Source organism: Streptomyces sp. Y20 (genome assembly GCF_043195475.1).
GTDB lineage: Bacteria > Actinomycetota > Actinomycetes > Streptomycetales > Streptomycetaceae > Streptomyces.
Window position 1 is genome coordinate 215,948 of record NZ_JBIDDP010000007.1, and the last position, 26,290, is coordinate 242,237.

The following is a 26,290-nucleotide window of genomic DNA, read 5'->3' on the forward strand; positions in this document are numbered from 1 at the left end:
TTGGGGGAACGCCGTGACTATCTCCCGGCCGTGTGAAGGCGGTCACCCTTGTGTTCATTGAGTTCGCGCCCGGCCGCTCGTTCCCGCCGCCCCCGGTCCGCGAGGCACACTGCTGGCATGCGCCTCCCCACCCTTCCGCGACCCCGCAGCCTGGCGGGTCAGCTGTTCGCCATGCAGGCCGTGCTGGTCGCGGTGGTCGTGGCCGGGTACGCGCTGTTCACCTACGTCAGCGACCAGCGGCAGGCCGAGGACGCCGCCGCCCGGCAGGCGACGGCGGTGGCCCGCTCGATCGCCGACTCCCCCTCGGTCCGCACGGCGATCCGCGCCCCGGACCCCAGCGGCCGGCTGGAGCCGTACGCCCTCCAGGTCATGCGGCACACCGACGTCGACTTCGTCACGATCATGAACCCCTCCGGCATCCGCTGGACCCACCCCGACCGGCGGCAGATCGGCAGACGCTTCCTCGGCACCATCGGCCCCGCCCGGCGCGGCCGCACCTTCACCGAGACCTACACCGGCACGCTCGGCCCGTCCGTCCGCGCGGTGACCCCCATCACCGACCACGGCCGGGTCATCGGGCTGGTCAGCGCCGGCATCACCGTGCAGACGATCAGCGCCCGGGTCCAGGACCAGCTCACCGCCCTGCTCGGGGTCGCCGGCGGCGTCCTGCTGCTGGGCGCGGTCGGCACCTACGTGATCAACGCGCGGCTGCGCCGCCACACCCACGGCATGAACGCCACCGAGCTGAGCCACGTGCACGACTACCACCAGGCGGCGCTGCACGCGGTCCGCGAGGGCCTGCTGATGCTGGACGCCCAGTACCGGGTGGCCCTGATCAACGACGGCGGCCGGGAGCTGCTGGGCGTGGGCGGCACCGGCGACCCGGACCTGATCGGCCGCTCGGTGGCCGGGCTGGGGCTGCCCGCCCCGCTGACCGGCGCCCTGCTGTCCTCCGAGCCCCGGGTGGACGAGGTGCACCTGACGGCGTCCCGGGTGCTGGTGGTGAACACCTCCCCGGTGTCCGGCGGTGAGCGCCGGGGCACGGTCGTCACCCTGCGCGACGTGACCGAACTCCAGTCCCTGATGGGCGAACTGGACTCGGAGCGCGGCTTCACCCAGGCCCTGCGCTCGCAGGCGCACGAGGCGGCGAACCGGCTGCACACCGTCGTCTCCCTGATCGAGCTGGGCCGGGCCGAGGAGGCGGTGGAGTTCGCGACGGCCGAGCTGGAGCTGGCCCAGGCCCTCACCGACCAGGTGGTCGCGGCGGTGAGCGAACCGGTCCTCGCCGCGCTGCTGCTGGGCAAGACGGCTCAGGCGAACGAGCGGGGCGTGGAGCTGGTGGTGTCCCCCGACAGCCGGCTGGACGACGGCCTGCTCCCGGCCGAACTGTCGGCGCGGGACCTCGTCACCATCCTCGGCAACCTGATCGACAACGCGGTGGACGCGGCGCAGGGGACGGCGCGGGCGCGGGTGACGGTGACGGCGTACGCTTCGGCCGCCGAAGTCGTGCTGCGCGTGTCGGACACCGGTCCCGGTGTCGACCCCGCCCACGCCGGCCTGGTGTTCCAGCGCGGGTTCTCCACCAAGCCGGCCGGGCCCGGCGGACGGGGGCTCGGACTGGCCCTGGTCCGGCAGGCGGTGAACCGCCACGGGGGCACGCTGACGGCGGTGGAGTCCGACGAGGAGGGCGAGGGCGGAGCGGTGTTCGAGGTGCGGTTGCCGTTGCGCACGGCCCCGGGCGGTGGCGGATGACCAGCGGACAGCGGCCCATCCGCGTGCTCGTCGTCGAGGACGACCCGGTGGCCGCCGACGCCCATGTGCTGTACGTCGGCCGGGTGCCCGGGTTCGTCGCGGTCGGGAAGGCGCATACGGGAGCGGAGGCGCGGCGCGTCCTGGACCGTACGCCCGTGGACCTGCTGCTGCTGGATCTTCACCTCCCGGACGTGCACGGTCTCCAGTTCGCCCGGTCCCTGCGGGCGGCCGGGCATCACGCGGACGTGATAGCGGTGACGTCGGCACGGGACCTGGCGGTGGTGCGGGAGGGGGTCTCGCTGGGGGTCGTCCAGTACGTCCTGAAGCCGTTCACGTTCGCGACGCTCCGGGACCGGCTGGTCCGGTACGCCGAATTCCGCGCGGCGGTGGGCGAGGCGAGCGGACAGGACGAGGTGGACCGGGCACTGGCAAGCCTGCGGGCACCCTCGCCCGCGGCGCTGCCGAAGGGGCTGAGCGGACCGACGCTGGAGCGGGTGACGGGCGCGCTGCGGGAGGCGCCGCGGGGGCTCACGGCGGCGGGGGTCGCCGAGGCCGTGGGCATCTCCCGGATCACCGCCCGCCGGTACCTGGAGCACCTGGTGGAGGCGGGCCGGGCTGGACGGAGTCCGCTGTACGGGCAGGTCGGACGGCCGGAGCTGGTGTACCGATGGGGCACGCCGGGCCGGTGAGCGCGCCGGCGGCCGCAAGACCCCAAGGGTGTTCGCCGGCCGGGCCGGTCACGGGCAGGTGGCACGGGGTGCCTGACCACCGTGCGTGATCACCCCGTACGTTCGTACGATCCGTGATCTCGGTGGAACCGACCGTGGTCAACCGCGCCCACCGGGCCTACGTTGTGCCGGGTGCGCCAACCCTCAGCCCGACCGAACCCCCCGGCTCCCCCGTTCGACGCCCCGGCCGCCCGCAGGCTCCGTGCCGCGCTGGGCATGGGGCCCGAGCACGTCGCCCACGGGATGCGTGCCTCGTACGGGCTGCCGTACGTCACCCCCGACCTCGTGATCGCCTGGGAGCGCGGCACGATCATTCCCAGCAACCCCGAACTCACCGCGCTGGCGGGCGCGTTGTGGTGTTCCCCGGGCGAACTCATCGGCCGCCCGCGGACCCTGCGCGAGCATCGCGTCGCCCGGGGCGTGGCACCCGAGGACGTCGCCCGCGCCGTCGGCATGGACCTGCGCGCGTACCTGCGCACGGAGGAGAGCGGGCAGTGGCGTGGCGACGAGCGGCAGTCGGCCGCGCTGGCCCGGATCCTCGACCTCGCCCTGCCCGACTTCGTCGCCGTCACCGGCCGCGGGACGAGGCTCGCCGAACTGCTGCAGAGCGCGGTGACCACCCGCTGGCAGGCCTATGTGGCGCCGGTGCTGCGGCTGGCGCCCCTGGAGCGGGGCGTCGTGGAGGCGGTGCTGCAAGGGCTGCACCAGGACTACCAGGGGCACATGGCCGCCACGCTCAGCTGGGGCGGCGGCGGCACGGGCGCCAGTGAGTCCGGCCGGGACTTCCTCGACCGGATCGTGGAGCACTTCTGGGACCGCACCGGGGCCACCGGCACCGGCTGAGCGCGGCGAACGGCTCTAGAAGACCGACTCGGCCTCGTCCATGCGGTCCTTCGGCACCGTCTTCAGCTCGGTGACCGCCTCCGCGAGCGGCACCATGACGATGTCGGTGCCGCGCAGCGCGGTCATCCGCCCGAAGTCACCGCGGTGCGCGGCCTCGACGGCGTGCCAGCCGAACCGGGTGGCGAGGACGCGGTCGTACGCGGTGGGGACACCGCCGCGCTGGACGTGGCCGAGGATGACGGGCTTGGACTCCTTGCCCAGGCGCCGCTCCAGCTCGTAGGCGAGGGCGGTGCCGATGCCCTGGAAGCGCTCGTGGCCGTACTGGTCGATGGCGCCCTTGCCGTAGTCCATGGTGCCCTCGGCTGGGTGCGCGCCCTCGGCGACGCAGATGACGGCGAACTTCTTGCCGCGGGCGAACCGCTCCTCGACCATCTTGACCAGGTCGGCCGGGTCGAAGGGCCGCTCGGGCAGGCAGATGCCGTGGGCGCCGGCGGCCATGCCGGACTCCAGCGCGATCCAGCCGGCGTGCCGGCCCATGACCTCGACGACCATCACCCGCTGGTGGGACTCGGCGGTGGTCTTGAGCCGGTCCATCGCCTCCGTGGCCACGCCGACGGCGGTGTCGAAGCCGAAGGTGCGGTCGGTGGAGGAGATGTCGTTGTCGATGGTCTTGGGCACGCCGACGACCGGGAGGCCGGCGTCGGAGAGCATGCGGGCCGCCGTCAGGGTGCCCTCGCCGCCGATGGGGATCAGCGCGTCGATGCCGAACTCCTCGACCATGTCGGTGGCCCGCTCGCAGGCCTCGCGCAGCCGGTCGCGCTCCAGGCGGGAGGAGCCGAGGATGGTGCCGCCGCGGACCAGGATGCCGCTGACCGCGTCCAGGTCGAGGGCGCGGTAGTGGCGGTCCAGCAGACCCCGGTAACCGTCCTCGAAACCGATGACCTCGTCGCCGTACTGCGCCACCGCCCGGTGCACGACCGACCGGATCACGGCGTTCAGGCCGGGGCAGTCGCCGCCTGCGGTGAGAACTCCGATGCGCATCGTGCTGTGTCTCCTGCTCACTGTCGGTACCGGGGAGCCGATACCGATTCTTTCACGTCCGCGGGGCAGGAGAGGTCTTGACGGGCGCCTTATCCGGCAGCGGGGGTATTGTCAAGAGGGTCCTGCTCACCTCGGTGAGCGATTTTTATGCCGCCGGCTTTTATGCCGACGACGTGACAGGCACGGCAGGCACGACAGACACGACAGAAGGAACGGAGTGGACACGTGACGCGCAGCGTGTACGTGACCGGGATCGACCGGGGTGACGGCCGTCAGGTCGTGGAACTGGGGGTCATGGAGCTGCTGACCCGGCAGGTCGACCGGGTGGGCGTGTTCCGTCCGCTCGTCCACGACGGTCCCGACCGTCTCTTCGAGCTGCTGCGGGCGCGCTACCGCCTTACTCAGGACCCCGCGACCGTCTACGGCATGGACTACCACCAGGCGTCCGCGCTCCTGGCCGAACAGGGCACCGACGAGCTGGTCTCCGCCCTCGTCGACCGCTTCCACCTGGTGGCCCGGGACTACGACGTCGTCCTGGTCCTCGGCACCGACTACGCCGACACCCAGCTGCCGGACGAACTGTCCCTGAACGCCCGGCTCGCCAACGAGTTCGGCGCGTCGGTGATCCCGGTGGTGGGCGGCCGCCGGCAGCCGGCCGAGTCCGTGCTGGCCGAGACCCGCAACGCCTTCCGCGCCTACGACGGCCTCGGCTGCGACGTCCTGGCCATGGTCGCCAACCGGGTGAGCCGGGAGGACCGCGACAGGATCGCCGAACGGCTCGCCGATCGGCTGCCGGTCCCCACGTACGTGCTCCCCGACGAGCCGGCGCTGTCCGCGCCGACGGTCGCGCAGATCGCCCAGTCCCTCGGCGCCCGGGTGCTGCTCGGTGACGACTCCGGCCTGGCCCGGGATGCGCTGGGCTTCGTCTTCGGCGGCGCGATGCTGCCCAACTTCCTGGGCGCCCTGACCCCGGGCTGCCTGGTCGTCACCCCCGGGGACCGCGCCGACCTGGTCGTCGGCTCGCTGGCCGCGCACAGCGCCGGCACCCCGCCGATAGCCGGCGTGCTGCTCACCCTGAACGAGGTGCCGAGCGACGAGATCCTCACCCTCGCCGCCCGCCTCGCCCCGGGCACCCCGGTGATCTCGGTCGCCGGCAACAGCTTCCCCACCGCCGAGCAGCTGTTCTCCCTGGAGGGCAAGCTGAACGCGGCCACCCCGCGCAAGGCGGAGACCGCGCTCGGCCTGTTCGAACGCTACGCCGACACCGCCGACCTGGCCCGCCGGGTGTCGGCACCCAGCAGCGACCGGGTCACCCCGATGATGTTCGAACACAAGCTCCTGGAGCAGGCCCGCTCCGACAAGCGGCGGGTCGTCCTGCCCGAGGGCACCGAGGAGCGGGTGCTGCACGCGGCCGAGGTGCTGCTGCGCCGGGGCGTGTGCGAGCTGACCCTGCTCGGCCCGGTCGAGCAGATCCGCAAGAAGGCCGCCGACCTCGGCATCGACCTCGGCGACACCCAGCTGATCGACCCGGCCACCTCCGAGCTGCGCGACGCCTTCGCCGAGAAGTACGCGGCGCTGCGCGCCCACAAGGGCGTCACGGTCGAACTGGCCCACGACGTCGTTTCCGACGTCAACTACTTCGGCACCCTCATGGTCCAGGAGGGCCTGGCCGACGGCATGGTGTCCGGCTCGGTGCACTCCACCGCGGCCACCATCCGGCCGGCCTTCGAGATCATCAAGACCCGGCCGGACGCGTCCATCGTCTCGTCGGTGTTCTTCATGTGCCTGGCCGACAAGGTGCTGGTCTACGGCGACTGCGCGGTCAACCCGGACCCGGACGCCGAGCAGCTCGCGGACATCGCCGTCCAGTCGGCCGCCACAGCCGCCCAGTTCGGCGTGGAGCCGCGGATCGCGATGCTGTCGTACTCCACCGGTACGTCCGGTTCGGGCGCCGACGTCGACAAGGTCCGCGCGGCCACCGAGCTGGTCCGCGGCAGGCGGCCCGACCTGAAGACCGAGGGGCCGATCCAGTACGACGCGGCCGTGGAGCCGTCCGTCGCGGCCACCAAGCTGCCGGGTTCCGAGGTCGCCGGGCAGGCCAGCGTGCTGATCTTCCCCGACCTCAACACCGGCAACAACACCTACAAGGCCGTGCAGCGCTCGGCCGGCGCGATCGCCGTCGGCCCGGTGCTCCAGGGCCTGCGCAAGCCGGTCAACGACCTGTCCCGGGGCGCCCTCGTCCAGGACATCGTCACGACCGTCGCCATCACCGCCATCCAGGCCCAGAACCTCGACGAGAAGGCACCCGAGCAGTGAGCAACCCCACCCGCGTCCTCGTCCTGAACTCCGGCTCGTCCTCGGTGAAGTACCAGCTGCTGGACATGCGGGACAGCAGCCGGCTCGCGGCGGGTCTGGTCGAGCGCATCGGCGAGCAGACCTCCCGGCTCCGGCACACCTGCCTCGGCACCGGCGACACCCGCGAGCACAGCGGCCCGATCGCCGACCACGACGCCGCCCTCAAGGCCGTCGCCGAGGAGCTGAGCCGGGACGGCCTCGGCCTGGACTCCCCCGAGCTGGCCGCGATCGGGCACCGGGTGGTGCACGGCGGCCTGTTCTTCACCGAGCCCACCGTCATCGACGACGAGGTGCTCACCGAGATCGAGCGGCTCATCCCGGTCGCCCCGCTGCACAACCCGGCCAACCTCACCGGCATCCGCACCGCGCGGGCCCTGCGCCCCGACCTGCCCCAGGTCGCCGTGTTCGACACCGCGTTCCACACGACGATGCCGGAGTCGGCGGCGCGCTACGCCATCGACCCGAGGATCGCCGACCGGCACCGCATCCGCCGCTACGGCTTCCACGGCACCTCCCACGCCTATGTCTCCCGGGAGACGGCACGGCTGCTGGGCAAGGACCCGTCCGAGGTCAACGTGATCGTGCTGCACCTGGGCAACGGCGCCTCGGCGTCCGCGGTCGAGAAGGGCCGCTGCGTGGACACCTCCATGGGACTGACGCCCTTGGAGGGGCTCGTGATGGGTACGCGATCCGGTGATCTGGACCCGGCCGTCATCTTCCATTTGGCGCGTGTCGGCAAAATGTCCATGGAGGAGATCGACACTCTTCTGAACAAGAGAAGCGGTCTGTTCGGTCTGTGCGGGGACAACGACATGCGGGAGATCCGCCGCCGGATCGACGAGGGCGACGAAGAGGCCGCTCTCGCCTTCGACATTTACATTCACCGGCTCAAGAAGTACATCGGCGCCTATTACGCCGTCCTCGGCACGGTGGACGCGGTGGCGTTCACCGCCGGGGTCGGCGAGAACGCGGCACCGGTGCGCGCGGCGGCGCTGGCGGGCCTGGAAGGTCTGGGCCTGGCCGTCGACCCGGAGCGCAACGCCGTCCGCGGCGACGGGCCGCGGCTGATCTCGCCGGAGTCCGCCCGGGTGGCGGTGGCCGTGGTCCCGACCGACGAGGAACTGGAGATCGCGACGCAGACCTACGCACTGGTCGGAAAGCACAACTGAATAGCACCTGAGCGGTGCCCCACTCATTTGTATCTTCCACCAGACGGAATATTCCGTAGCGAAACAAACCGATAGGATCGCTCCATGCGCCGTTCGAAAATCGTCTGTACTCTCGGCCCCGCGGTCGACTCCCACGAGATGCTCGTCGCCATGATCGAGGCGGGCATGAACGTGGCCCGGTTCAACTTCAGCCACGGCTCCCAGGCCGAGCACCAGGCGCGGTACGACCGCGTCCGGGCCGCGTCCAAGGAGACCGGCCGCCCCATCGGCGTCCTCGCCGACCTCCAGGGCCCCAAGATCCGTCTGGAGACCTTCGCCGAGGGCCCGGTCGAGCTGGAGCGCGGCGACGAGTTCGTCATCACGACCGAGGACGTGCCGGGCGACAAGCACCTGTGCGGCACGACGTACAAGGGGCTGCCGGGCGACGTCTCGCGCGGCGATCAGGTCCTGATCAACGACGGCAACGTCGAGCTGAAGGTCCTGGACGTCGAGGGCCCCCGGGTCCGGACGATCGTCATCGAGGGCGGCGTCGTCTCCGACCACAAGGGCATCAACCTGCCCGGCACGGCCGTCAACGTGCCCGCGCTGAGCGAGAAGGACGTCGAGGACCTGCGCTTCGCCCTCCGCATGGGCTGCGACATGGTCGCCCTGTCCTTCGTCCGGGACGCCAAGGACATCCAGGACGTCCACCGCGTCATGGACGAGGAGGGCCGCCGCGTCCCCGTCATCGCCAAGGTGGAGAAGCCGCAGGCGGTCGAGAACATGGAGGACGTCGTCGCGGCGTTCGACGCCGTGATGGTCGCCCGTGGTGACCTCGCCGTCGAGTACCCGCTCGAGAAGGTCCCCATGGTGCAGAAGCGCCTGATCGAGCTGTGCCGGCGCAACGCCAAGCCGGTGATCGTGGCGACCCAGATGATGGAGTCGATGATCACCAACTCCCGTCCGACCCGCGCCGAGGCCTCCGACGTGGCCAACGCGATCCTGGACGGCGCCGACGCGGTCATGCTGTCCGCCGAGTCCAGCGTGGGCGCGTACCCGGTCGAGACGGTCAAGACCATGTCGAAGATCGTCACCGCGGCCGAGCAGGAGCTGCTCTCCAAGGGCCTCCAGCCGCTGGTGCCGGGCAAGAAGCCGCGCACGCAGGGCGGTTCGGTGGCCCGCGCGGCCGCCGAGATCGCCGACTTCCTCGGCGGCCGGGGCCTGATCGCCTTCACCCAGTCCGGTGACACCGCGCGCCGGCTGTCCCGCTACCGCGCCAGCCAGCCGATCATCGCCTTCACCACCGACGAGGGCACCCGCAACCAGCTCACCCTCAGCTGGGGCGTCGAGTCGCACGTCGTGCCGTTCGTCAACACCACCGACGAGATGGTCGACCTGGTGGACCAGGAGATCGCCCGGCTCGGCCGCTTCGACGCGGGCCAGACGGTCATCATCACCGCCGGCTCGCCCCCCGGGGTCCCCGGCACCACCAACATGATCCGCGTCCACCACATCGGCGGCACCAACTGACCACCCCGCAAGGGTTCGTACGGCACCGAGGGCGCTCCCTGTTCCAGGGAGCGCCCTCGGCTCTTGCGGTGGCCGACGGACGGCTGCCGTATCACGCGGCCGGCGGGCCTCCCACCGTCTCCCGCAACCACGCGTTCTCCCGCAGTGCCGGATGGGCGGCGGTGATCAACCGGAACGCCTCGGCCTTGGCCCGGTCGGTGAGCCGCTGAAGCTCGGACCAGGTCAGCTCGGCTCTGGCCGGCGGCCACTGCGTTGCGAGGGTGACCGTGGTTCCTTCGCGGCGGAAGCAGTACGCGTGTTGGGTGAGGCTGGCCTCAACCGTGACGTCACTCGCGGTCTCCAGCTCGTTCTTCGCGAACTCCAGCATCAACGCGATGTCGACCACAGGCTCTCCCAGCAGGCGCACACTGAGGTCCACGCCGTGGATGACGAGCCGCAGATCCGCCTTGAAGTACTTGAGGCAGAAGTCCGAGGAGTTCAGATCCGGACGCTCCGGCCGCCAGTCCGACGACCACGAGTCGTCGTCCGGGCGGGGCTCGAAAGAGAAGTCGATCACCGGTATCGCGCTCCAACTACCAGACGTTCTTGGGCATGGCAGTGTCAAGGTTGCCATTCGCGTCGACGACGAGACGAATTCCGTTCCGGCCGCGGACTCGGCCGAGTCGGCGGCGGCACGGGAACGTTTGGCCGCGCCTTCCGCACGGGTCGCCGCCGCCCGGGCACCGACCGCCGCCGTGGTCGGGTCATCGGCCGCCGCATGGGCTCGGTCGGCGCTCCCGCCGCGTCGTCTGCCGCCGCACGAGCGTCGGTGGCCGCCTGCCGGGTCTCGGCCGCGGCCTCGTTCCCCTCTGCGGCGGCTGCCGCGGACCTCAGGGCCGCCGCCCGGGACGCGGTGGCGTTCTTCTCCTGATCGCCTTCACCGCTTCGTTGCGCGCCTTGTACGCACGGAGTTCGGCGTCCTCGGCCGCTGCGAGCTCGGTGGCGGCCGTCGAACCCGCGGTCTCCGCCTCCGTACGGGCCTGGTGGGCCTTGTCCTGCGGCGACAAGGATCTGCTTGCGCTGCTCGGCCTGGCCGGCGTACTCGGCCTCCCACTCCCCGTACTCCTGTACGACCACCCCGGACAGCGCGCGGTAGTGGTCGATCGGATTGGCGCTGTCACAGGCCGCCCACGCCTGCTTCTTCTTCGTGTCGCTCGCATGTGAATGCTTACCTGGATGGTCAGTCCGGACGGTCGGTCGTCGTCCGCACGGAAGGAAGGCAGGCTGAAGCGTCGGCGAGTTACCAGGAAGTGAAGAAGATCCCCGTCTGTGCCGCGTGCGGTCCCATGGGACGTCGATCATCATGACAGGGTCGCAATCTTTACGATCCCTCAATCGCCCTTGCCTCAAGGGCGGGAGCCGCACAGGACCGTGCCCCGCCGGGTGAGACATCCGGCGGGGCACGGTCGCGGCTCCCGGAAGGGTTCGTGGGGTACGACGACGGTCAGTCGGTCGTGTACTGGCGCATGCCCGGGATGGTCAGGGTGCCGCCGAACTGGGCCGCCTGGACCACCTTGACGTGGGTGAAGAGGATCCACGGGATGTTCAGCGGCGGCGGGTTGTCGGGGGTGAACGTCACGGGGATCAGGCCGAGCAGGTTCCCCGAGATGCTCTCGGTGTACATCGTGGTCTTGCCGCCCTCGATGGTGGACTCGCCACCCTTGGCACTCTGCACGTGGTACGTCTTGCCCGACTGCTTGTCCTTCACGATCTGGTGAAGGTCCACGATCTTGGTGCCGCCGGAGATGACGTACTTGAGCACCTTCTTCGTGGTGCCGCTCGCCGTCTTCACCTCCACGACGCCCTGGTAGTCGGCACCGTTCAGCGTCAGGGAACTGGCCTCCAGGTACCAGGGATCGTCCGCCACCAGAGTGCCGTTGTCGACACCGCCGACCTTGTCGGTGGCCGCCGGGCAGTCATCCGGGGACGCGCTGGAGCTGGCGGACGGGCTGGGCGTGGCCGACGGCGTGGCGTCTGCGGCCTTCTCAGCGGTCTCCCCGGCCTTGTCCGTGGTCTTCTCGGCGGTGTCCCCGGCCTTCTCGGTGGCCTTGTCGACCGTGCCCTTGACCGTGTCGGTGGCCTTGTCGGCCGCGCCCTTCACCGTGTCGGAGACGCCGGTACCGCCTCGGGAGGACGAACCGGAGCCCGACGAAGGGGTGTCCGCGGCGGACGAGGGGGAAGGCGCGGACGACGACGGTGACGCGGAGGGCGCGGGGGTCGCGGTCGCGGTCGACGGGCCGGAGTCCTTGTGACCGCCGGTGAGGATGTCACCGACCGTGTCGCCGATGGTGTCCAGGACACCGCCGACGCCGCTCTGCGTCTGCGACGGGGTCGGCGTCGGCTTCGGCGTGGCCGTGTCTGCGCCGGAACCGGACCCGGAACCCGTACCGGAACCGGAGGACGCGGTCGGCTCGGGTGTGGCCTTGTCGCCGGAACCTGAATCCGGCGAAGAGGTCGTGCCCGGGGCGTTCGTGTCGTCCGGCGTCTTCGTGTCCGCCTTGCCGGTGTCGGCGCTCGCGGTGGGGGACGGCGTCGCGGACGTACTCTCCGAGGCCGATGCGGACGGCGACGCGGACGGCGACGGCGATGCGGACGCGTCCTTGGAGTCGCCCAGGGCCTTCAGGCAGTCCTTGTAGTCCTCGGCCTGCTGGCTGGTGGACGGGGACGGATGGCCGTTGGCGGCGAGGGCGAGCGAGGACGTGTATCCGAATCCCATGAGCACCGCGGTCGGCATCGCCACGGACGCTATCGCCTTGCCGGCAGGCATGTGGAACCTGGTGAACAGCGTCCTTCTGGGGGCCGCGTGGCGTGGCCCGGTTCTCTCGCGGGGCCCGTCCACGTCGGTCCCGCGGATCACCTCGTCAGCCGGCACTGTGCCTCCCGTTCGCCCCGTTGGCCGGGCTCGTTCCTGACAGGTCGTTCGCCTCGCCGAACCCGTAGGCCGTCTCGGGCGACCCGTGGGCCACCTCCGGCGCCGTCTCCACGGGAGCGTCGTCGTCCGCCAGGGCCTGCGCCGTGGGCCGCGACCCGGACTTGGCCGGCGCCCAGGCCACCGCCATGGCCCCGCCGAACAGGGCGAGCAGGAAGCCGACGATGAAACCGCCGAAGTTGGAGACCGGGAGCGACACCAGTGCCAGCAGGATCGCGGCGACACCGGCGAACACCCGTACGTGCTGCTGGAACCACAGGGTCAGACCCAGGACGACAAGGAGCACGCCGATGATCAGGGACCCGGCTCCCGCGGTGGTGGACATCGCCACCGTGAGCCCGCCCAGCTTGAGGTGCGCGTACGGGAAGTACATGATCGGCAGGCCGCCGAGCAAGACGTACAGGCCCGCCCAGAACGGGCGGTTGCCCCGCCAGGCGCGGAACTGCGACCTACGGCGGGTGAACTGGCCGGGGGCGGCAGAAGTCTCGGCGCTCATGGAAAACAGCTCCCTGGTGCGGCGTTGCTCTGGTGATGTGGTGCTGGGTGGAGCGGTCGGTGGTACGGGCCCAGAAGCCGGGCGGGGAAACCGGTGGCTCCCCCGCCCGTCGTCAAGCGCCTAGTAGCACTCGATTCCTTCGCCGCTGCCCCACTGCAGTCCCATGTGCAGGTTGGCCAGCTTGAAGGTGCCGGCGGTGGTCGCCCACGCCGTCTGGTGCACATCCGTCAGCGTGGCCGTGTCGGCCTGCTGCGCGAACCCGAAGGGGCTGGCCTTCTTCTGGTCGTACTCTTCGGCCCTGGGCTTCGGGCCCTTGACGCTGCCCGCCGCGACGCCGATGTCCATGTTGTCGAACACGGCCTGCTTGGCGTCGAGGTTGGAGACATCGATGTAGAGCTTCGACGCCTCGACGTCCTTACCCTGGTCACCCGCGGTCAGCTTGAGGGTGATCTGCTTGTTCAGGAACGGCACCGGGGTGACGACGGACTGGCACATCTTGGTGATGGTCGCCGTCTCGAACGCCGAGACCGCCACCGGGTGCGCCGCGTCCTTGCCGTCGAGGCCCTTGCCCGTGTCGAGCGAGCCGTACTGGGTGAAGTTCTGGCCGACCAGCTTGCCGGCGCTCACCTTGAATTCCTGGCCCGACACACTGAACGACGCAGCCAGCGCACCCTGCGCGAGGGCGACGCCTATCGCTGCCGTAGCGGCGACGCTGGGCACCATGACCACAGCGAACCGCTTCCATCTGGTCCCGCCACGCACCTGGGACTCCATATTTCCTCCTTCTCGGACGTACATCTCCTGGCCCGGAATCGCCCCCGGACGGCGGCTCAGCCGGGCAGGGATGGGAGAAGTGCTACGTCCTCGGGAAGGAGAGCGCCCGCACTCGGAGGCGCGAACCGCGCCCGAATCACCGGCGATCACCCCCGAGCGACAACCACTGGTCGCGCCTGAAACGCATCACGCACAACCCTGCTGGACAGGCTTCGCCGGCCGGCGAAGACCCCCCTGCCCGAGAGCCGGCGCCACTGCCGCCGGCTCTGCTCGGTGGGGACCCAGAGTCTCCCGTGTCCCGGCCGGATGCCGGGGTGCGGGAATGGACCGAGCGTCGCTGATCGTGGTGCATTCTCGGCCCGGACACAAGGGGGTTCGTTACCGGCTAGTAACGGCTGGATAACCGGAGGACGACCGACCGGTCTCGGACCGCGACACTCGGTGGCGGCCGGGGGATGAGAAAAACCGTTGATCCCTGGACGAACCCAGACAGATCAACGGCTTTGATTTACTCGGAGTAACAGTGACCGCGATTGCCAAGTTTTGGCAAAGCACGGTCACTGTGGCGCCTCGTCGGCGAACCTTTGACCCCGGCATCACACGCCGTGGCGTTTAGCGACTGGTCAGAACAGCGCACGCGCCAGCGCGCGGCGCGCCCCGATCACCCGCGGGTCCTCCGGGCCCACCACCTCGAACAGCTCGAGCAGCCGGACCCGTACCGCGTCCCGGTCGTCACCCGCCGTGCGCTGCACGGTCTGGATCAGCCGGCCGAAGGCGTCCTCGACGTGTCCGCCGACCAGGTCCAGGTCGGCGGCGGCGATCTGCGCCTGTACGTCCGACGGCTTCTCGGCCGCCTCCTGACGCACCTTCTGCGGATCCATACCCTGCACCCGCTGCAACAACTCGGCCTGCGCGAGACCCAGCAGGGCCTCGGGGTGGGCCGGGTCGTCGGCCAGTACGTTGCGGTAGGCCTGGACGGCCCCGCCCAGGTCGCCGGCGTCCAGCGCCAGCGCGGCGGCGTTCAGGGCCGCGTCGTACGGCCCCGCCGCCGGAGCGGTCTGCGGGGCACCGCCCGGCTCGGCGTCCGGGTCGACGGTCAGACCGGTCAGGCCGAAGCGCTCCTCGGCGACCGCCACCAGCTGGTCCAGCGTCTGCCGGATCTGCTGCTCGTCGGCCGCGCCCTGGAACAGCGGCAGCGCCTGCCCGGCGACGACCGCGAAGACGGCCGGGACACCCTGGATCCCGAACTGCTGCATCAGCATCTGGTTGGCGTCGACGTCGATGCGGGCGAGGAGGAAGCGCCCGTCGTACTCGACGGCCAGCCGCTCCAGGACCGGGCTCAGCTGCTTGCAGGGCTGACACCACTCGGCCCAGAAGTCGATGACGACGGGTACTTCGGCGGAGCGCTGGAGGACGTCGCGCTCGAAGCCCGCCTCATCGACGTCGATGACGAGGTCGGCCGGCGAGACGGCCCCCGTCCCGCCCCGTCGGGCGGCTTCGGCGCGCGCCTGCTCGGCCTTGGCCTTGGCCTCTTGGGCCGCCTTCACCGCGGCGAGGTCGACGACTCCGCTCATGGACATGTTCCGTGGCTGCATGCGTCTATCCTCCCCCGATCCCGCGCCGGAACGAAAAATGCGTCGTAGCGGCGCCGGGTCCCCACCCCACGCCCGTGGTCGTCGCCCGTGTACGTCCCGCACGAGCTTTCGCTACGACCCGTAGCGTAATGCCATCGGGGCAGCCCGCGACACCCCGCCCCGGTGATCTCCCTCACGGCACCACAGGATCCGCCGGTTATGGTCGATGGCATGCAGAGCCGCATCCCCGCCGGCCGTCCCGGACGCCCGCGCAGCGCCACCGCGGACGCCGCGATCCTGGCCGCGACCCGGGAGGCTCTCGTCGATCTCGGCTGGTCCAAGCTCACCCTGGGGGACGTCGCCACGCGCGCGGGGGTCGCGAAGACCACGCTCTACCGCCGCTGGGCCGGCAAGAACGAACTCGTCGTGGACGCCGTCGCGGAACTCTTCGACGAACTGCGGCTGCCCGACTGCGGCAGCCTCGCCGACGACATCGAGGGCGTCGTCCTCCAGTTCGCGGCCATCCTCGCCCGGCCCGAGGCGAAGAGCGGTCTGATGGCGGTGATCGCCGAGTCCACCCGCGACGACGCCCTGCGCGAACGCATCCGCGCCTCCATCGTGGACCGCCAGATGCGCCTGGTCCTGGAGGGCCGCGCCCGGGCGCAGCGGCGCGGCGAACTTCCCCCGGAACCCGATCCGCAGGAGTCCGCCCGCACCGTCGACCTGATCTTCGACGTGGTGGCCGGCGCGGTCGTCCACCGCACCCTGGTGAGCGGCAAACCGGCGGACGGGGAATGGGTCCACAGCTTCACCCGGGTCCTGCTCCACGGGCTGGCGGAAGCCCCGGACGAAGGACCCTAGGACCTCCCGTCGCCTCGGGCGGCTCCCGCGGGACGACATCGCCCGCCGGCTACCGGGCCGGCGGGCGATGAGGCGGGAAGGGGTTCGTCAGAAGCCCGGGGGCTCCGTGTACACGCCCCACTCGTCGCGCAGCACGCCGCAGATCTCGCCCAGTGTCGCCTCCGCGCGTACGGCGTCCAGCATCGGCGCGATCATGTTGGCCCCGGAGCGGGCGGCGGCCAGCATGCCGTCCAGGGCGCCGCGCACCGCAGCCTCGTCGCGCGCGGCCTTGCGTCCGGCGAGCGCCCGCACCTGCTCCCGCTCCACCTCGTGGCTGACGCGCAGGATCTCCAGGTCTCCGGTCACCGAGCCGGTGGCGACGTTGACGCCGACGACCCGCTTGTCGCCCTTCTCCAGGGACTGCTGGTAGCGGAACGCCGACTCGGCGATCTCACCGGTGAACCAGCCGTCCTCGATCCCGCGCAGGATGCCGGAGGTGATCGGGCCGATCGGGTGCCGCCCGTCCGGGTGGGCCCGCAGGCCGCGCTCCCTGATCTGCTCGAAGATCTTCTCCGCGTCCGCCTCGATCCGGTCGGTCAGCTGCTCGACGTACCAGGAGCCGCCCAGCGGGTCGGCCACATTCGCGACCCCGGTCTCCTCCATCAGCACCTGCTGCGTGCGCAGGGCGATCTCGGCCGCCTGCTCGCTGGGCAGGGCCAGGGTCTCGTCCAGGGCGTTGGTGTGCAGCGAGTTGGTCCCGCCGAGCACCGCGGCCAGCGCCTCCACGGCCGTACGCACCACGTTGTTGTAGGGCTGCTGCGCGGTCAGCGAGACCCCTGCGGTCTGGGTGTGGAAGCGCAGCCACTGCGCCTTGTCGCTCTTCGCGCCGTACACGTCGCGCATCCATCGCGCCCAGATGCGCCGGGCGGCCCGGAACTTGGCGATCTCCTCGAAGAAGTCGACGTGCGCGTCGAAGAAGAAGGACAGGCCGGGTGCGAAGACGTCGACGTCCAGTCCGCGGCTGAGGCCCAGTTCGACGTACCCGAAGCCGTCCGCGAGCGTGTACGCCAGCTCCTGCGCGGCCGTGGCCCCGGCCTCCCTGATGTGGTAGCCGGAGACGGACAGCGGCTTGTACGCCGGGATGCCCGCCGCGCAGTGCTCCATCAGGTCGCCGATCAGCCGCAGATGGGGCTCCGGCTGGAAGAGCCACTCCTTCTGGGCGATGTACTCCTTGAAGATGTCGGTCTGGAGCGTTCCGTTGAGCACGCCCGGATCGACGCCCTGGCGCTCGGCGGCGACCAGGTACATGCAGAAGACGGGCACGGCGGGCCCGCTGATGGTCATGGAGGTCGTGACGTCCCCGAGCGGGATGTCCTTGAACAGCACCTCCATGTCGGCGGCCGAGTCGATGGCGACCCCGCAGTGCCCGACCTCGCCGAGCGAGCGCGGGTCGTCGGAGTCGCGGCCCATCAGCGTCGGCATGTCGAAGGCGACGGACAGGCCCCCGCCGCCGGCGGCGAGGATCATCTTGTACCGCTCGTTGGTCTGCTCGGCGTTGCCGAACCCGGCGAACTGGCGGATCGTCCACGTACGGCCGCGGTAGCCGGTCGGGTGGAGCCCGCGCGTGAAGGGGTATTCCCCGGGCCAGCCGATCCGGTCGAATCCCTCGTACGTGTCGCCCGGGCGCGGCCCGTACACCGGCTCCACGGGGTCGCCGGAGAGCGTGGTGAAGTCCGCGTCGCGCTTGCGCGCGGCGTCGTAGCGGGCCTGCCAGCGACGGCGGCCCTCCTCGATGGCGTGAGCGTCCATACCCTTGAATTTACTAGGACGTCCTAGTAAATGTCGATGGCCGGCCGCCGTACGGCAGTGGTACGGCAGCCGTACGGCGGCGTGCGCCGCGTCCCGGTGCGGGTCGCACCCCGCCTCGGCGCGCGGTGCGCTACGCCTTGGCGACGGCCGGGGCGCGGTCGCCGACCTGCGCGTCCAGCTCGCGGCTGATCTTCCGCTCGACGAAGAAGGCGGCCGTCGGAATGGTGCCCGCGAGCAGCACCCACAGCTGCTTGCCGACCGGCCACTTCGCCTTGGAGCCCAGGTCGAAGGCGAAGATCAGGTAGACGACGTACAGCCAGCCGTGGGCGATGGCGACGACCCGGGTGAAGTCGGCGGCACCGTCGACGCCCAGCCCGTACTTCGCGATCATGCTCAGGCACAGCAGCACCAGCAGGACGCCGGTGGTGTAGGCCATGACGCGGTAGCGGGTCAGCACGCTCTTTTTCATGGAGCCGAGCGTAACCACCCGTTCCGGGAGATCTTGCCCCGGGTCACTCCTCGTCGAAGTCGCGCGCCGCGATCCGCAGCGGCCGGAGCATGGCGAAGATCTCCTGGCACTCCTCGGCGTCGTACACGCCGAGTCCGAAGTCCATGGCCATCAGGTCGCGGGTGGCCGCGTCGACCACCTCGCGGCCCTTGTCGGTGATGACGGCGAGGGTGCCGCGGCCGTCGTTGGGGTTGGGCCGCTTGGCGACCAGCCCCGACCGCACCAGCCGGTCCACGGTGTTCGTCACCGACGTGGGGTGCACCATCAGCCGCTCGCCGATCTTGGACATCGGCAGCTCACCGGCCTTGGAGAAGGTGAGCAGCACCAGCGCCTCGTACCGGGCGAACGTCAGCCCGTACGGCTTGACCACCGCGTCCACCTCGGCGAGCAGGATCTGCTGGGCCCGCATGATCGAGGTGATCGCGGCCATGGACGGCACGTTTCCCCAGCGCTGCTTCCAGAGCTGGTCGGCGCGGTCGATGGGGTCGAACGGAAGGCTGAGAGGCTTCGGCACGTTTTCAGACCCTACCGGCCGGTCATATGCCGGTCAGCTCCGTCTCGGCTTTCGGTCACCCGGGCCCGCGAAGCCGCCCGCGCCTCAGTGTCCGGCCCGGCGCAGGCGGTGCCGCACCGCCCGCTGCGCCACCGGCCCGAGGTCCTCCAGCGCGGCCACCAGCGCGCCGAGCTGCTCCAGCGCGCCGAGCGCCGCGTGGGCGCCTTCGTCGTCGACCCCCTCGTACAGCTCTATCCCGACGAAGGACGCCGCGACCGCCCGCGCCAGCCCCGCCGGGTCGACGAACTCGCCTAACGGCGTCGGAGCGAGCAGACGTGTGAGCACCCGCTCGATCTCGGTGATCCACAGCCGCAGCCCGTCGGCGGTGGCCGGCCCCAGCGCGGGGTGCGTCGGCGCCCCGGCCAGCAGCTGGCCGAGCAGGGCCACATGTCCCCCGGCCCGCTCCCGCTCGTGGATCTCCCGCCCCAGAGTGAGCAGCTCGGACAGGGAGGAGACACCGGCGAGCCGTTCCCGGTAGCCGGCCACGGCCTTCTCCGCCCCGTACCGGCACGCCGCGGCGAGCAGCTCGTCCACCGATCCGAAGTGGTAGAAGACCAGCGCCTGATTGACTCCGGCCGCCGCCGCCACCGTCCGCGCCGACGTCCTGGCGATGCCCTGCTCGGTGAGCGTCCGCAGGGCGCCCTCCAGCAGCTTCGTCTTGGTCTCCTGGGCCTTCGCCGTCTCCGGGCTCATGCGCGTGCCTCCTCCCGCACCGGCCGCAGCCCGGGCCGCACCCCGTGGACGCGTACATCCGTGTACGACGCCGTGAAGGAGCCCTCGTAGCCGAAGAGCGGCCCGGCGTACCGGTTCACCACCCGGACCCGGATGCGGAAGCGGCCGGCCGCCTCGTCGTAGGACTCCCGCACCTCGGCCGTGGCGCCGATGAACTCGGGGACGCGGACGTCCACCGGCCCCTCCCGGAACCGGTGCTCGCCGGAGCGGATGAGCAGCGAGCCGTCGGGTTCGGCACGCAGGTGCAGGTCGCTGGCGAGGTGCTGGTGCGTGCCGAGGTAGTCGAGGATCCGGTCGCCCCGGGGGCTCAGCACCATCTGCGCGTCGAAGCGGCGGCTGCGGCCGGGCAGGTCGAAGGTGCGCACGAAGCTCACCGTCTCACGGCCGAAGGTGTCGGCGTAGGGCACGTTCTCGATGACGAACGGGATGTTCCGGCCGGCCCGGGGGACCAGGATGTTGCGTACGGCGCCCAGGGCCAGGAACGGCCGCACGAAGGCCGGACCGTGCCAGATCCGATCCATCACGCCCCGGCCCGTGCAGGCCTCACCGCTCGCCAGGCCCACCGAGAAGCGGCGGCGCAGCGCGGGGTGGAGGCGGTCGAAGTCGGCGCCCATCACGCTCTGGAAGATCGATGTCATCCGTGCTTCTCCAGGGTGCGCAGGAGACGGGGTGCCCGGGTGCGGGTGGCGGGGGCGCGCAGGCAGCGCCGGGCGGCCGGGGTCCCGGCGAGCGGGGCCTTGAACAGGGCGAGGGAGACGCCGACGACCAGCAGCAGCGGGCACAGGTAGGCCATGGCGTCCGTGAGGGGGCCGAGCGGGCCGGGGAGGGCGCCCTGCCCGAGTCCGGTCAGGCACAGGGCGAGCAGCAGCGTGCGGAGGGTCAGCTCGGAGAGCCAGTGGACGAGGGCGCGCTCGGGGGTGATGCCCCGCTCCAGCCAGAGCCGGAGCCGGTCGAAGGACCAGGCGGTCGCCCAGCCCATGAGCGGACGCAGGACCAGGCGGTCGGCGAGAGTGCCCAGCGCTCCCCAGCGGGGGCGGTAGTCGTAGCCGGTGAGGAAGCGGACGCCGTGGGCGTCGGGCACGTAGCGCCAGTAGCCGCTGCCCTCGGCGATGAGTGACAGGGGGTGCGGGGAGGAGAAGCGCAGGGCGGAGGTCCGGGTGCCGTCGGGGCGTTCCCGTTCGCCGGCCGCGACCCCGCTGCCGAAGACGGTGAGGAACGGCAGCACGCGGGTGGCGTAGCGGAAGCGCTGCGGCTCGCCCTCCGCGCGCGGGAGGTGGTGGATCTCGGTGAAGCGCAGGTCCCAGCGCTGGTGACACGCCGGGTCCTGGGTGCGGGTCCACAGCTCGTCGAGATCGGCGCGGATGTGTGTCTCCACGTACAGACCCATGTGTTCCCCCACGTCAGCATGGTGTTTGAGCGAACGCTCAAACCGTCTGCCGCTGAACGTACCGCTCTTTGAGCGATCGCTCAAACCCCCGTGCACGAAAAAACCCCGGCCGAGGTGGGCCGGGGTGGGGCGTGCGCCGGAGCGGCGCGCTCACTGCGCCAGGTGCCGCTCGACTGTCTCGACCTTGGACGTCAGCCCGTCGGTCACACCGGGCCGGATGTCTGCCTTGAGGACGAGCGAGACGCGCGGCGCGCGCTGCTCGACGGCGGCGACGGCGCGCCTGACGACGTCCATCACCTCGTCCCACTCCCCCTCGACGGAGGTGAACATGGCGTCGGTGCGATGGGGCAGGCCCGAGGCGCGGACCACGCGGACGGCGTCGGCGACGTACTCCCCCACGTCCTCGCCGACACCGAGGGGCGTCACGGAGAAGGCGACGATCATGCGTTCACGGCTCCTTCGCGGCGGGCGCGGGCGGCGATGACGGCGTCCTCGGCCTCGCGGCGCAGCTTGCGCTCGGCGAAGAAGCCGCCGGTGGGCAGCACCGAGAGGACGAAGTAGAGGGCAGCGGTCCCGAGCGGCCACTTGGCGCGGTTCCAGGCGTCCGCCCAGAAGAGGACGTACAGCACGAAGAGGACGCCGTGGATCGCGCCCATGACGGGGACCGTGTTGAAGTCCGTGGTCCGCTTCAGCACCGAGCACAGGAGCAGGACGAGGAAGGACACGGCCTCCGGGGCCGAGACCAGGCGGAGACGGCGGAGGGCGGTGGCGGTCTTGATGTCCACAGGTCACCTTCGATGGGAGTAATCGTTTGTGAACGCACGCACAAGCGTCCCCCCATTGTGGCAAACGGCGCCCCTAGGGGTCCGGCCAGGGTGGGTGTCCACCCGTGGGCCCTGTCCGGTCCACCCGCCCGGCGGCTACTTTCGCAGCGTGGCGATGTTCCGGCTCCAGGGGAGCAAGGTGCTCGCCGTCGACATGACCGATGACGCCGTGAAGGCGAAGAACGGCTCGATGGTCGCGTACGACGGGCGGATGACCTTCAAGAAGCTGAGTGGTGGCGGCGAGGGGCTGCGCGGGATGGTGACCCGTCGGCTCACCGGTGAGCAGATGACGGTGATGGAGGTGAGAGGGCGCGGGACCTGCTGGCTGGCGGACCGGGCAGCCGAGATCAACCTGGTCGCCCTGCGGGGCGACAAGCTGTACGTCGAGTCGGGCAACCTGCTGGCGACGGACAGCCGGCTGCGGACGGGCACGACCTTCACGGGCCTGCGCGGCGCCTCGCAGGGCACCGGGCTGTTCACGACGACCGTGGAGGGGCACGGCCAGGCGGCGATCCTCTCCGACGGGCCGGCGGTCGTGCTCCGGGTCACCCCGCAGTACCCGCTCACCGTGGACCCGGGCGCCTACGTCGCCCATCAGGGTGAGGTGCGGCAGTCCTTCCAGTCCGGTGTGACGTTCCGCACCCTTGTCGGGGAGGGCGGCGGCGAGGCCTTCCAGATCCGCTTCGAGGGCGACGGCCTGGTGTACGTGCAGCCGAGCGAGCGGAACACGATCGCGGGGGACCTGTGAGATGACGTTCCGGGAGATCAACTCAAAGATGGTCGAGGCGACCGTGCTGCCGGGGCAGCGGCTGTTCAGCCAGCGCGGGGCGATGCTCGCCTACAAGGGGGACGTGGCCTTCACGCCCAGCGTCCAGGGCGGCCAGGGCGGGGTGATGTCCATGATCGGGCGCCGGGTGGCCGGCGAGGCGACCCCGCTGATGACCGTGGAGGGCAGCGGCACGGTGTTCTTCGGGCATGGCGGTCATCACGTGCACGTCATCGGCCTCACCGGCGACACGCTGTACGTGGAGGCCGACCGGCTGCTCGCCTTCGAGGGCACGCTGCGGCAGGGCACGATGTTCATGGGCGCGCAGGGCGGGGTGATGGGCCTGGTGCGCGGCCAGGTCACCGGGCAGGGCCTGTTCACGACGACCCTCCAGGGGCACGGCTCGGTGGCCGTGATGGCGCACGGCGGCGTCTTCGCGCTCCCGGTCACCCCCGGGCACCCGGTCCATGTGGACCCGCAGGCCTACGTCGCCCACCACGGCGAGGTCCGCAACAGACTGTCCACCGCGCTCGGCTGGCGCGACATGGTGGGCCGTGGTTCCGGTGAGGCCTTCCAGCTGGAGCTGAGCGGCAGCGGCACGGTCTACGTCCAGGCGTCGGAGGAGAAGCTGTGAGCACCCACGCGATGGCGGGCGGCGGACCGGTCGTGTACGACCCGATGACGCTGCCCGCCGACGACAACGTGAACGCGTACACCTTCTGTGTCGAGCTGAGGAGCGGCCGGTGGTTCCTCCAGAAGGGGAAGATGATCGCCTACTACGGGGCGATCGAGTTCGACGGCATCGGGCACGGGCGACTCGACCGGCTTGTCCGTACGTCGTTTCATTCGCCACTGCACGCGAGCGACTGGGTCGTGGCGGCGGGCTCGGGGAAGATGCTGCTGGCCGACCGGGCCTTCGACGTCAACTCCTTCGACCTGGACGACGGGAACTTGACCATTCGCGCGGGCAATCTGCTTGCTTTTCAGCCAAGTCTCGCGCTCAAACAATCGATCGTGCCGGGTTTTCTGACCCTTATCGGAACCGGCAAGTTCGTGGCCGCATCTAACGGGCCGGTGGTGTTCATGGAACCTCCGATCCGGGTCGACCCTCAGGCGCTCGTCGGGTGGGCCGACTGCCCGTCTCCGTGCCATCACTACGACCACGGCTACCTGACGGGCGTACTGGGCGGTCTACGTGCGATGACGGGCTTCGGCGGGGTCTCCGGCGAGGAGCACCAGTTCGAGTTCGCCGGCGCGGGGACCGTGTTGCTGCAGTCGACGGAGACCCTCATGGCGGAGGCGGCCACGGGATCGGTTCCGCCCGATCCGGGGGTCCCCGGAGGTGGCGCAGCGGCACCGTCCGGACACGGTCCGCAACCGTCGGTCGCACCGCGCCTTCCCGGACAGCTCGGAGACCTCCAGCGTCGCTTCGGGCTGTGAGCGGTAGTCTGCGGAGTGTGACATCGAACGCGTGCGCACAGTCACACCACCGGAATTAGTTCGCCATTCAACTTCTTAGGTAGACTTCATTCATGGAGACCGAGACGGCCACGCGCTGGCTGACCGATGCGGAGCAGTGCGCCTGGCGCACCCACCTGGAGGTCAACAGGCTGTTGACGTACCAGCTCGAGAAGGATCTCCAACCGTTCGGCCTGACAATGAACGACTACGAGATCCTCGTGAACCTGTCCGAGTCCGAAGACGTACGGATGCGGATGAGCGACCTCGCCTCCGCGACCCTCCAGTCCAAGAGCCGGCTCTCGCACCAGATCACGCGGATGGAGAACGCGAATCTGGTGCGCCGGGAGAACTGCGAGTCCGACCGGCGGGGACTGTACGCCGTGCTGACCGAGCACGGCATGGAGACGATGCAGAAGGTCGCACCGCACCATGTGTCGTCCGTACGGCGGCACTTCATCGATCTGCTGTCCCAGGATGCCCTGATCGACCTGGACAAGGCGCTCCGGCCGATCGCCGAGCACCTGAGAGGGCAGCGGGGACGCCCCTGAGTCTCCCGGGGAACTCAGGGGGGCACAGCAGGGCAGAGGGTGGGGCGCGCGGCCCGTTCCTATCGCGGTGCCGTCGCACCCGCTCCCGCCGCACCCGCGGATGGCGCGGGCGCACCCGCTGATCCCGCTTCCCCCGGACGCGTATCCGTGCGGCTCACTCCACCGGACCCGCTGCCGCCGATCCCGTTCCGGCCGGACGCGCCTGCGCTGACCCCGGCCCCGCCGATCCCGCGCCCGCCGTAGACGCCTTCGCGTGGCTCGCTCGTGCCGGAGGCGCCCCTGCGCAGCACGCTTCCACGGGTTCCGCTTCCGTGGAACCCGCCTCAGCCGGATGCGTCCCGGCCGAACCGGTCTACGCCCCTACCGGGCTCTCCTCCACCGGGCTCTCCTTCGCGCAGTCCGCGCCCGCTCCCGCCGCCCAGGTGGCGCGGCCGGTCGCGGCCAGGGCGGACAGGAGGGCGATGCCGCCCGCCAGGGCGAAGCACACTGGCGAGGACAGCCGGCCGGCCAGCAGTCCGGCCACCAGCGCCCCCGCCGAACTGCCGGCGTTGACACCCATGTTCACCCATGCCCCGGCCTGGGTGCGGGCGCCCTCGGGGGCCGACTCGTCGGCCAGGAGGTACGCCGTCGTCAGGGCCGGGGCGACGAACGCGCCCGCGACGAACATGGCCCCGGTGAGTGTCCACAGGCCCGGCGCCGAACCGGCCGGGACGAGCACCAGGCCGAGGCCCGCCGCGAACAGGCACATGCGGGCACGGGTGGACACGCGCCACCGCACCGCCCCGTGGGCCAGTCCGCCCAGCGCGCTTCCCGCGGAGAGCGCGCCCAGCACCCAGGGGACGAGTGCGCTGTCGTACGAGCGTTCCGTGGCGAAGGCCATCACCAGCAGTTCCACTGCGCTCAGGGACAGACCCGTGCCCAGGGCGACGACGACCGGGGGCCGCACCTGGCGCAGACCCCCACGCCGGCGCCGGCCGGGAGCGGGACGTGGGCCCGGCAGGGCCGGGGACCTGACGAAGACGCAGGTGCCGGCCACGTTCAGCACCGCGCTGAGCAGAATGCCGGCGGCCGGCGGGGCGAAGCCCACGAGGACGCCGACCAGTGCCGGGCCGGAGACGAACAGCAGTTCCTCGGCCACTCCGTCGAGGCTGTAGGCCCGCCGCAACAGGTCCCGGTCCTCGACCAGCCCGGACCACAGCGCGCGCATGGTCGGACCGAGCGGGGGCGCGCACGCACCCGCCAGGGCCACGGAGACGGCGATGAGGGACGCCGGTGCGCCGGGCCGCCAGGTGAGGACCGCGAGGACGCACAGCAGGGCGGAGTAGAGCGCCGACATGGGCAGCAGGGCCCGGCGCGGGCCGTGGCGGTCGATCAGCGCGGCCCGCAGCGGCATGACGAAGACGGTCGTGACGCCGAACAGGGAGAGCACGGCGCCGGAGACGGCGTAGGACCCGGTGGCCCGGGTGACGGACAGCAGGAGCGCCAGGCCGACCGTGCCGTAGGACAGGCGGGCGGTCAGGGCGGCGGTGAAGGCGCGGCGCGCATGGGGGACGCGCAGGACGGCGGCGTACGAGGGCCGCGGGGGGTGCGTGGACACGCTGACGTTCCTCTGGGAGAGGCGGAAGAGGGGACACCGAAGGGGCGGTGACCGGT

General features: G+C 71.1%; 27 protein-coding genes. 11 read left to right on the top strand and 16 right to left on the bottom strand.

Features of this window, described 5'->3' with window-relative positions; genetic code table 11:
• Positions 1–117: 117 nt before the first annotated feature.
• From ACGFT1_RS19815 to ACGFT1_RS19825, 3 genes are all read left to right on the top strand, one after another.
• A complete protein-coding gene (locus tag ACGFT1_RS19815) occupies positions 118–1,752 on the top strand; it encodes an ATP-binding protein (protein ID WP_373910253.1) in 1,635 nt (544 codons plus the stop codon).
• Positions 1,749–2,441: a response regulator gene (locus ACGFT1_RS19820; protein ID WP_373910254.1), complete on the top strand. Its 693-nt coding sequence runs from the start codon at positions 1,749–1,751 to the stop codon at positions 2,439–2,441. The genes ACGFT1_RS19815 and ACGFT1_RS19820 overlap by 4 nt, the downstream gene beginning before the upstream one ends.
• Before the next feature lie 162 nt (positions 2,442–2,603).
• Positions 2,604–3,323, top strand: a complete 720-nt coding sequence (locus ACGFT1_RS19825) for a helix-turn-helix domain-containing protein (protein WP_373910255.1) — start codon at positions 2,604–2,606, stop codon at positions 3,321–3,323.
• Between the two features lie 15 nt (positions 3,324–3,338).
• Here ACGFT1_RS19825 and ACGFT1_RS19830 read toward each other — a convergent pair whose 3' ends face one another.
• The gene (locus tag ACGFT1_RS19830; protein WP_361996453.1) at positions 3,339–4,364 is read right to left on the bottom strand and encodes an ATP-dependent 6-phosphofructokinase; all 1,026 of its coding nucleotides are present in this window, start codon (positions 4,362–4,364) and stop codon (positions 3,339–3,341) included.
• Between the two features lie 225 nt (positions 4,365–4,589).
• Between ACGFT1_RS19830 and pta the strand changes: the two genes are divergently transcribed.
• The 3 genes from pta (at position 4,590) to pyk (ending at position 9,397) form a co-directional block, all read left to right on the top strand.
• A complete protein-coding gene (gene pta, locus ACGFT1_RS19835; RefSeq protein WP_373910256.1) occupies positions 4,590–6,680 on the top strand; it encodes a phosphate acetyltransferase in 2,091 nt (696 codons plus the stop codon).
• Positions 6,677–7,888: an acetate kinase gene (locus ACGFT1_RS19840; RefSeq protein WP_373910257.1), complete on the top strand. Its 1,212-nt coding sequence runs from the start codon at positions 6,677–6,679 to the stop codon at positions 7,886–7,888. The genes pta and ACGFT1_RS19840 overlap by 4 nt, the downstream gene beginning before the upstream one ends.
• A gap of 84 nt (positions 7,889–7,972) precedes the next feature.
• Positions 7,973–9,397 (top strand): pyruvate kinase, encoded by a 1,425-nt coding sequence (gene pyk / locus ACGFT1_RS19845; RefSeq protein ID WP_373910258.1) that lies wholly within the window; start codon positions 7,973–7,975, stop codon positions 9,395–9,397.
• Positions 9,398–9,488: 91 nt separating this feature from the next.
• Here the strand turns inward: pyk and ACGFT1_RS19850 are convergent, their stop codons facing one another.
• The 6 genes from ACGFT1_RS19850 to ACGFT1_RS19875 all read right to left on the bottom strand — a co-directional run bounded on the left by ACGFT1_RS19850 (position 9,489) and on the right by ACGFT1_RS19875 (position 15,230).
• Positions 9,489–9,953 (bottom strand): hypothetical protein, encoded by a 465-nt coding sequence (locus ACGFT1_RS19850; RefSeq protein WP_373910259.1) that lies wholly within the window; start codon positions 9,951–9,953, stop codon positions 9,489–9,491.
• A gap of 313 nt (positions 9,954–10,266) precedes the next feature.
• A complete protein-coding gene (locus tag ACGFT1_RS19855; protein WP_373910260.1) occupies positions 10,267–10,443 on the bottom strand; it encodes a hypothetical protein in 177 nt (58 codons plus the stop codon).
• 437 nt (positions 10,444–10,880) lie between these two features.
• Complete coding sequence (locus ACGFT1_RS19860) at positions 10,881–12,308, bottom strand: hypothetical protein (protein ID WP_373910261.1); 1,428 nt, start codon at positions 12,306–12,308, stop codon at positions 10,881–10,883.
• Positions 12,298–12,861, bottom strand: coding sequence for a DUF6114 domain-containing protein (locus ACGFT1_RS19865; RefSeq protein ID WP_373910262.1), 564 nt, complete (start codon positions 12,859–12,861; stop codon positions 12,298–12,300). The genes ACGFT1_RS19860 and ACGFT1_RS19865 overlap by 11 nt, the downstream gene beginning before the upstream one ends.
• A gap of 120 nt (positions 12,862–12,981) precedes the next feature.
• Positions 12,982–13,635 carry a DUF6230 family protein gene (locus ACGFT1_RS19870; protein ID WP_373910263.1) on the bottom strand — a complete coding sequence of 218 codons (654 nt, stop codon included), beginning with the start codon at positions 13,633–13,635 and terminating at the stop codon, positions 12,982–12,984.
• Positions 13,636–14,258: 623 nt separating this feature from the next.
• A complete protein-coding gene (locus ACGFT1_RS19875; RefSeq protein WP_373910264.1) occupies positions 14,259–15,230 on the bottom strand; it encodes a tetratricopeptide repeat protein in 972 nt (323 codons plus the stop codon).
• 210 nt (positions 15,231–15,440) lie between these two features.
• Between ACGFT1_RS19875 and ACGFT1_RS19880 the strand changes: the two genes are divergently transcribed.
• On the top strand, positions 15,441–16,070 hold the full coding sequence (locus ACGFT1_RS19880; RefSeq protein WP_373910265.1) for a TetR/AcrR family transcriptional regulator: 630 nt from the start codon (positions 15,441–15,443) through the stop codon (positions 16,068–16,070).
• Positions 16,071–16,157: 87 nt separating this feature from the next.
• On the opposite strand, the gene ACGFT1_RS19885 is transcribed toward ACGFT1_RS19880, so the two are convergent.
• The 8 genes from ACGFT1_RS19885 to ACGFT1_RS19920 form a co-directional block, all read right to left on the bottom strand.
• Entirely contained in the window at positions 16,158–17,858 is a 1,701-nt protein-coding gene (locus ACGFT1_RS19885) for a methylmalonyl-CoA mutase (RefSeq protein ID WP_373910266.1), read from the bottom strand.
• 130 nt (positions 17,859–17,988) lie between these two features.
• Entirely contained in the window at positions 17,989–18,327 is a 339-nt protein-coding gene (locus ACGFT1_RS19890; RefSeq protein WP_356820175.1) for a DUF3817 domain-containing protein, read from the bottom strand.
• A 43-nt stretch (positions 18,328–18,370) separates the two neighbouring features.
• Positions 18,371–18,880: a MarR family transcriptional regulator gene (locus ACGFT1_RS19895; RefSeq protein ID WP_356820173.1), complete on the bottom strand. Its 510-nt coding sequence runs from the start codon at positions 18,878–18,880 to the stop codon at positions 18,371–18,373.
• 84 nt (positions 18,881–18,964) lie between these two features.
• Positions 18,965–19,612, bottom strand: a complete 648-nt coding sequence (locus ACGFT1_RS19900; protein WP_373910267.1) for a TetR/AcrR family transcriptional regulator — start codon at positions 19,610–19,612, stop codon at positions 18,965–18,967.
• A complete protein-coding gene (locus tag ACGFT1_RS19905; protein WP_373910268.1) occupies positions 19,609–20,289 on the bottom strand; it encodes a DUF4166 domain-containing protein in 681 nt (226 codons plus the stop codon). Before ACGFT1_RS19905 ends, ACGFT1_RS19900 begins: the two co-directional genes overlap by 4 nt.
• A complete protein-coding gene (locus ACGFT1_RS19910) occupies positions 20,286–21,038 on the bottom strand; it encodes a hypothetical protein (protein WP_373910444.1) in 753 nt (250 codons plus the stop codon). The genes ACGFT1_RS19905 and ACGFT1_RS19910 overlap by 4 nt, the downstream gene beginning before the upstream one ends.
• A gap of 150 nt (positions 21,039–21,188) precedes the next feature.
• Complete coding sequence (locus tag ACGFT1_RS19915; RefSeq protein ID WP_361996430.1) at positions 21,189–21,482, bottom strand: MTH1187 family thiamine-binding protein; 294 nt, start codon at positions 21,480–21,482, stop codon at positions 21,189–21,191.
• On the bottom strand, positions 21,479–21,823 hold the full coding sequence (locus ACGFT1_RS19920; protein WP_373910269.1) for a DUF3817 domain-containing protein: 345 nt from the start codon (positions 21,821–21,823) through the stop codon (positions 21,479–21,481). The genes ACGFT1_RS19915 and ACGFT1_RS19920 overlap by 4 nt, the downstream gene beginning before the upstream one ends.
• 154 nt (positions 21,824–21,977) lie before the next feature.
• Here ACGFT1_RS19920 and ACGFT1_RS19925 point away from each other — a divergent pair, with 154 nt between their 5' ends.
• From ACGFT1_RS19925 to ACGFT1_RS19940, 4 genes are all read left to right on the top strand, one after another.
• Positions 21,978–22,610, top strand: a complete 633-nt coding sequence (locus tag ACGFT1_RS19925; protein ID WP_373910445.1) for an AIM24 family protein — start codon at positions 21,978–21,980, stop codon at positions 22,608–22,610.
• Position 22,611: 1 nt separating this feature from the next.
• Positions 22,612–23,262 carry an AIM24 family protein gene (locus ACGFT1_RS19930; protein ID WP_373910270.1) on the top strand — a complete coding sequence of 217 codons (651 nt, stop codon included), beginning with the start codon at positions 22,612–22,614 and terminating at the stop codon, positions 23,260–23,262.
• Between the two features lie 11 nt (positions 23,263–23,273).
• Entirely contained in the window at positions 23,274–24,068 is a 795-nt protein-coding gene (locus ACGFT1_RS19935) for an AIM24 family protein (protein WP_373910446.1), read from the top strand.
• A gap of 92 nt (positions 24,069–24,160) precedes the next feature.
• The gene (locus tag ACGFT1_RS19940) at positions 24,161–24,637 is read left to right on the top strand and encodes a MarR family transcriptional regulator (RefSeq protein ID WP_361996424.1); all 477 of its coding nucleotides are present in this window, start codon (positions 24,161–24,163) and stop codon (positions 24,635–24,637) included.
• 352 nt (positions 24,638–24,989) lie between these two features.
• Here ACGFT1_RS19940 and ACGFT1_RS19945 read toward each other — a convergent pair whose 3' ends face one another.
• Entirely contained in the window at positions 24,990–26,234 is a 1,245-nt protein-coding gene (locus ACGFT1_RS19945) for an MFS transporter (RefSeq protein ID WP_373910271.1), read from the bottom strand.
• Positions 26,235–26,290: the final 56 nt, after the last annotated feature.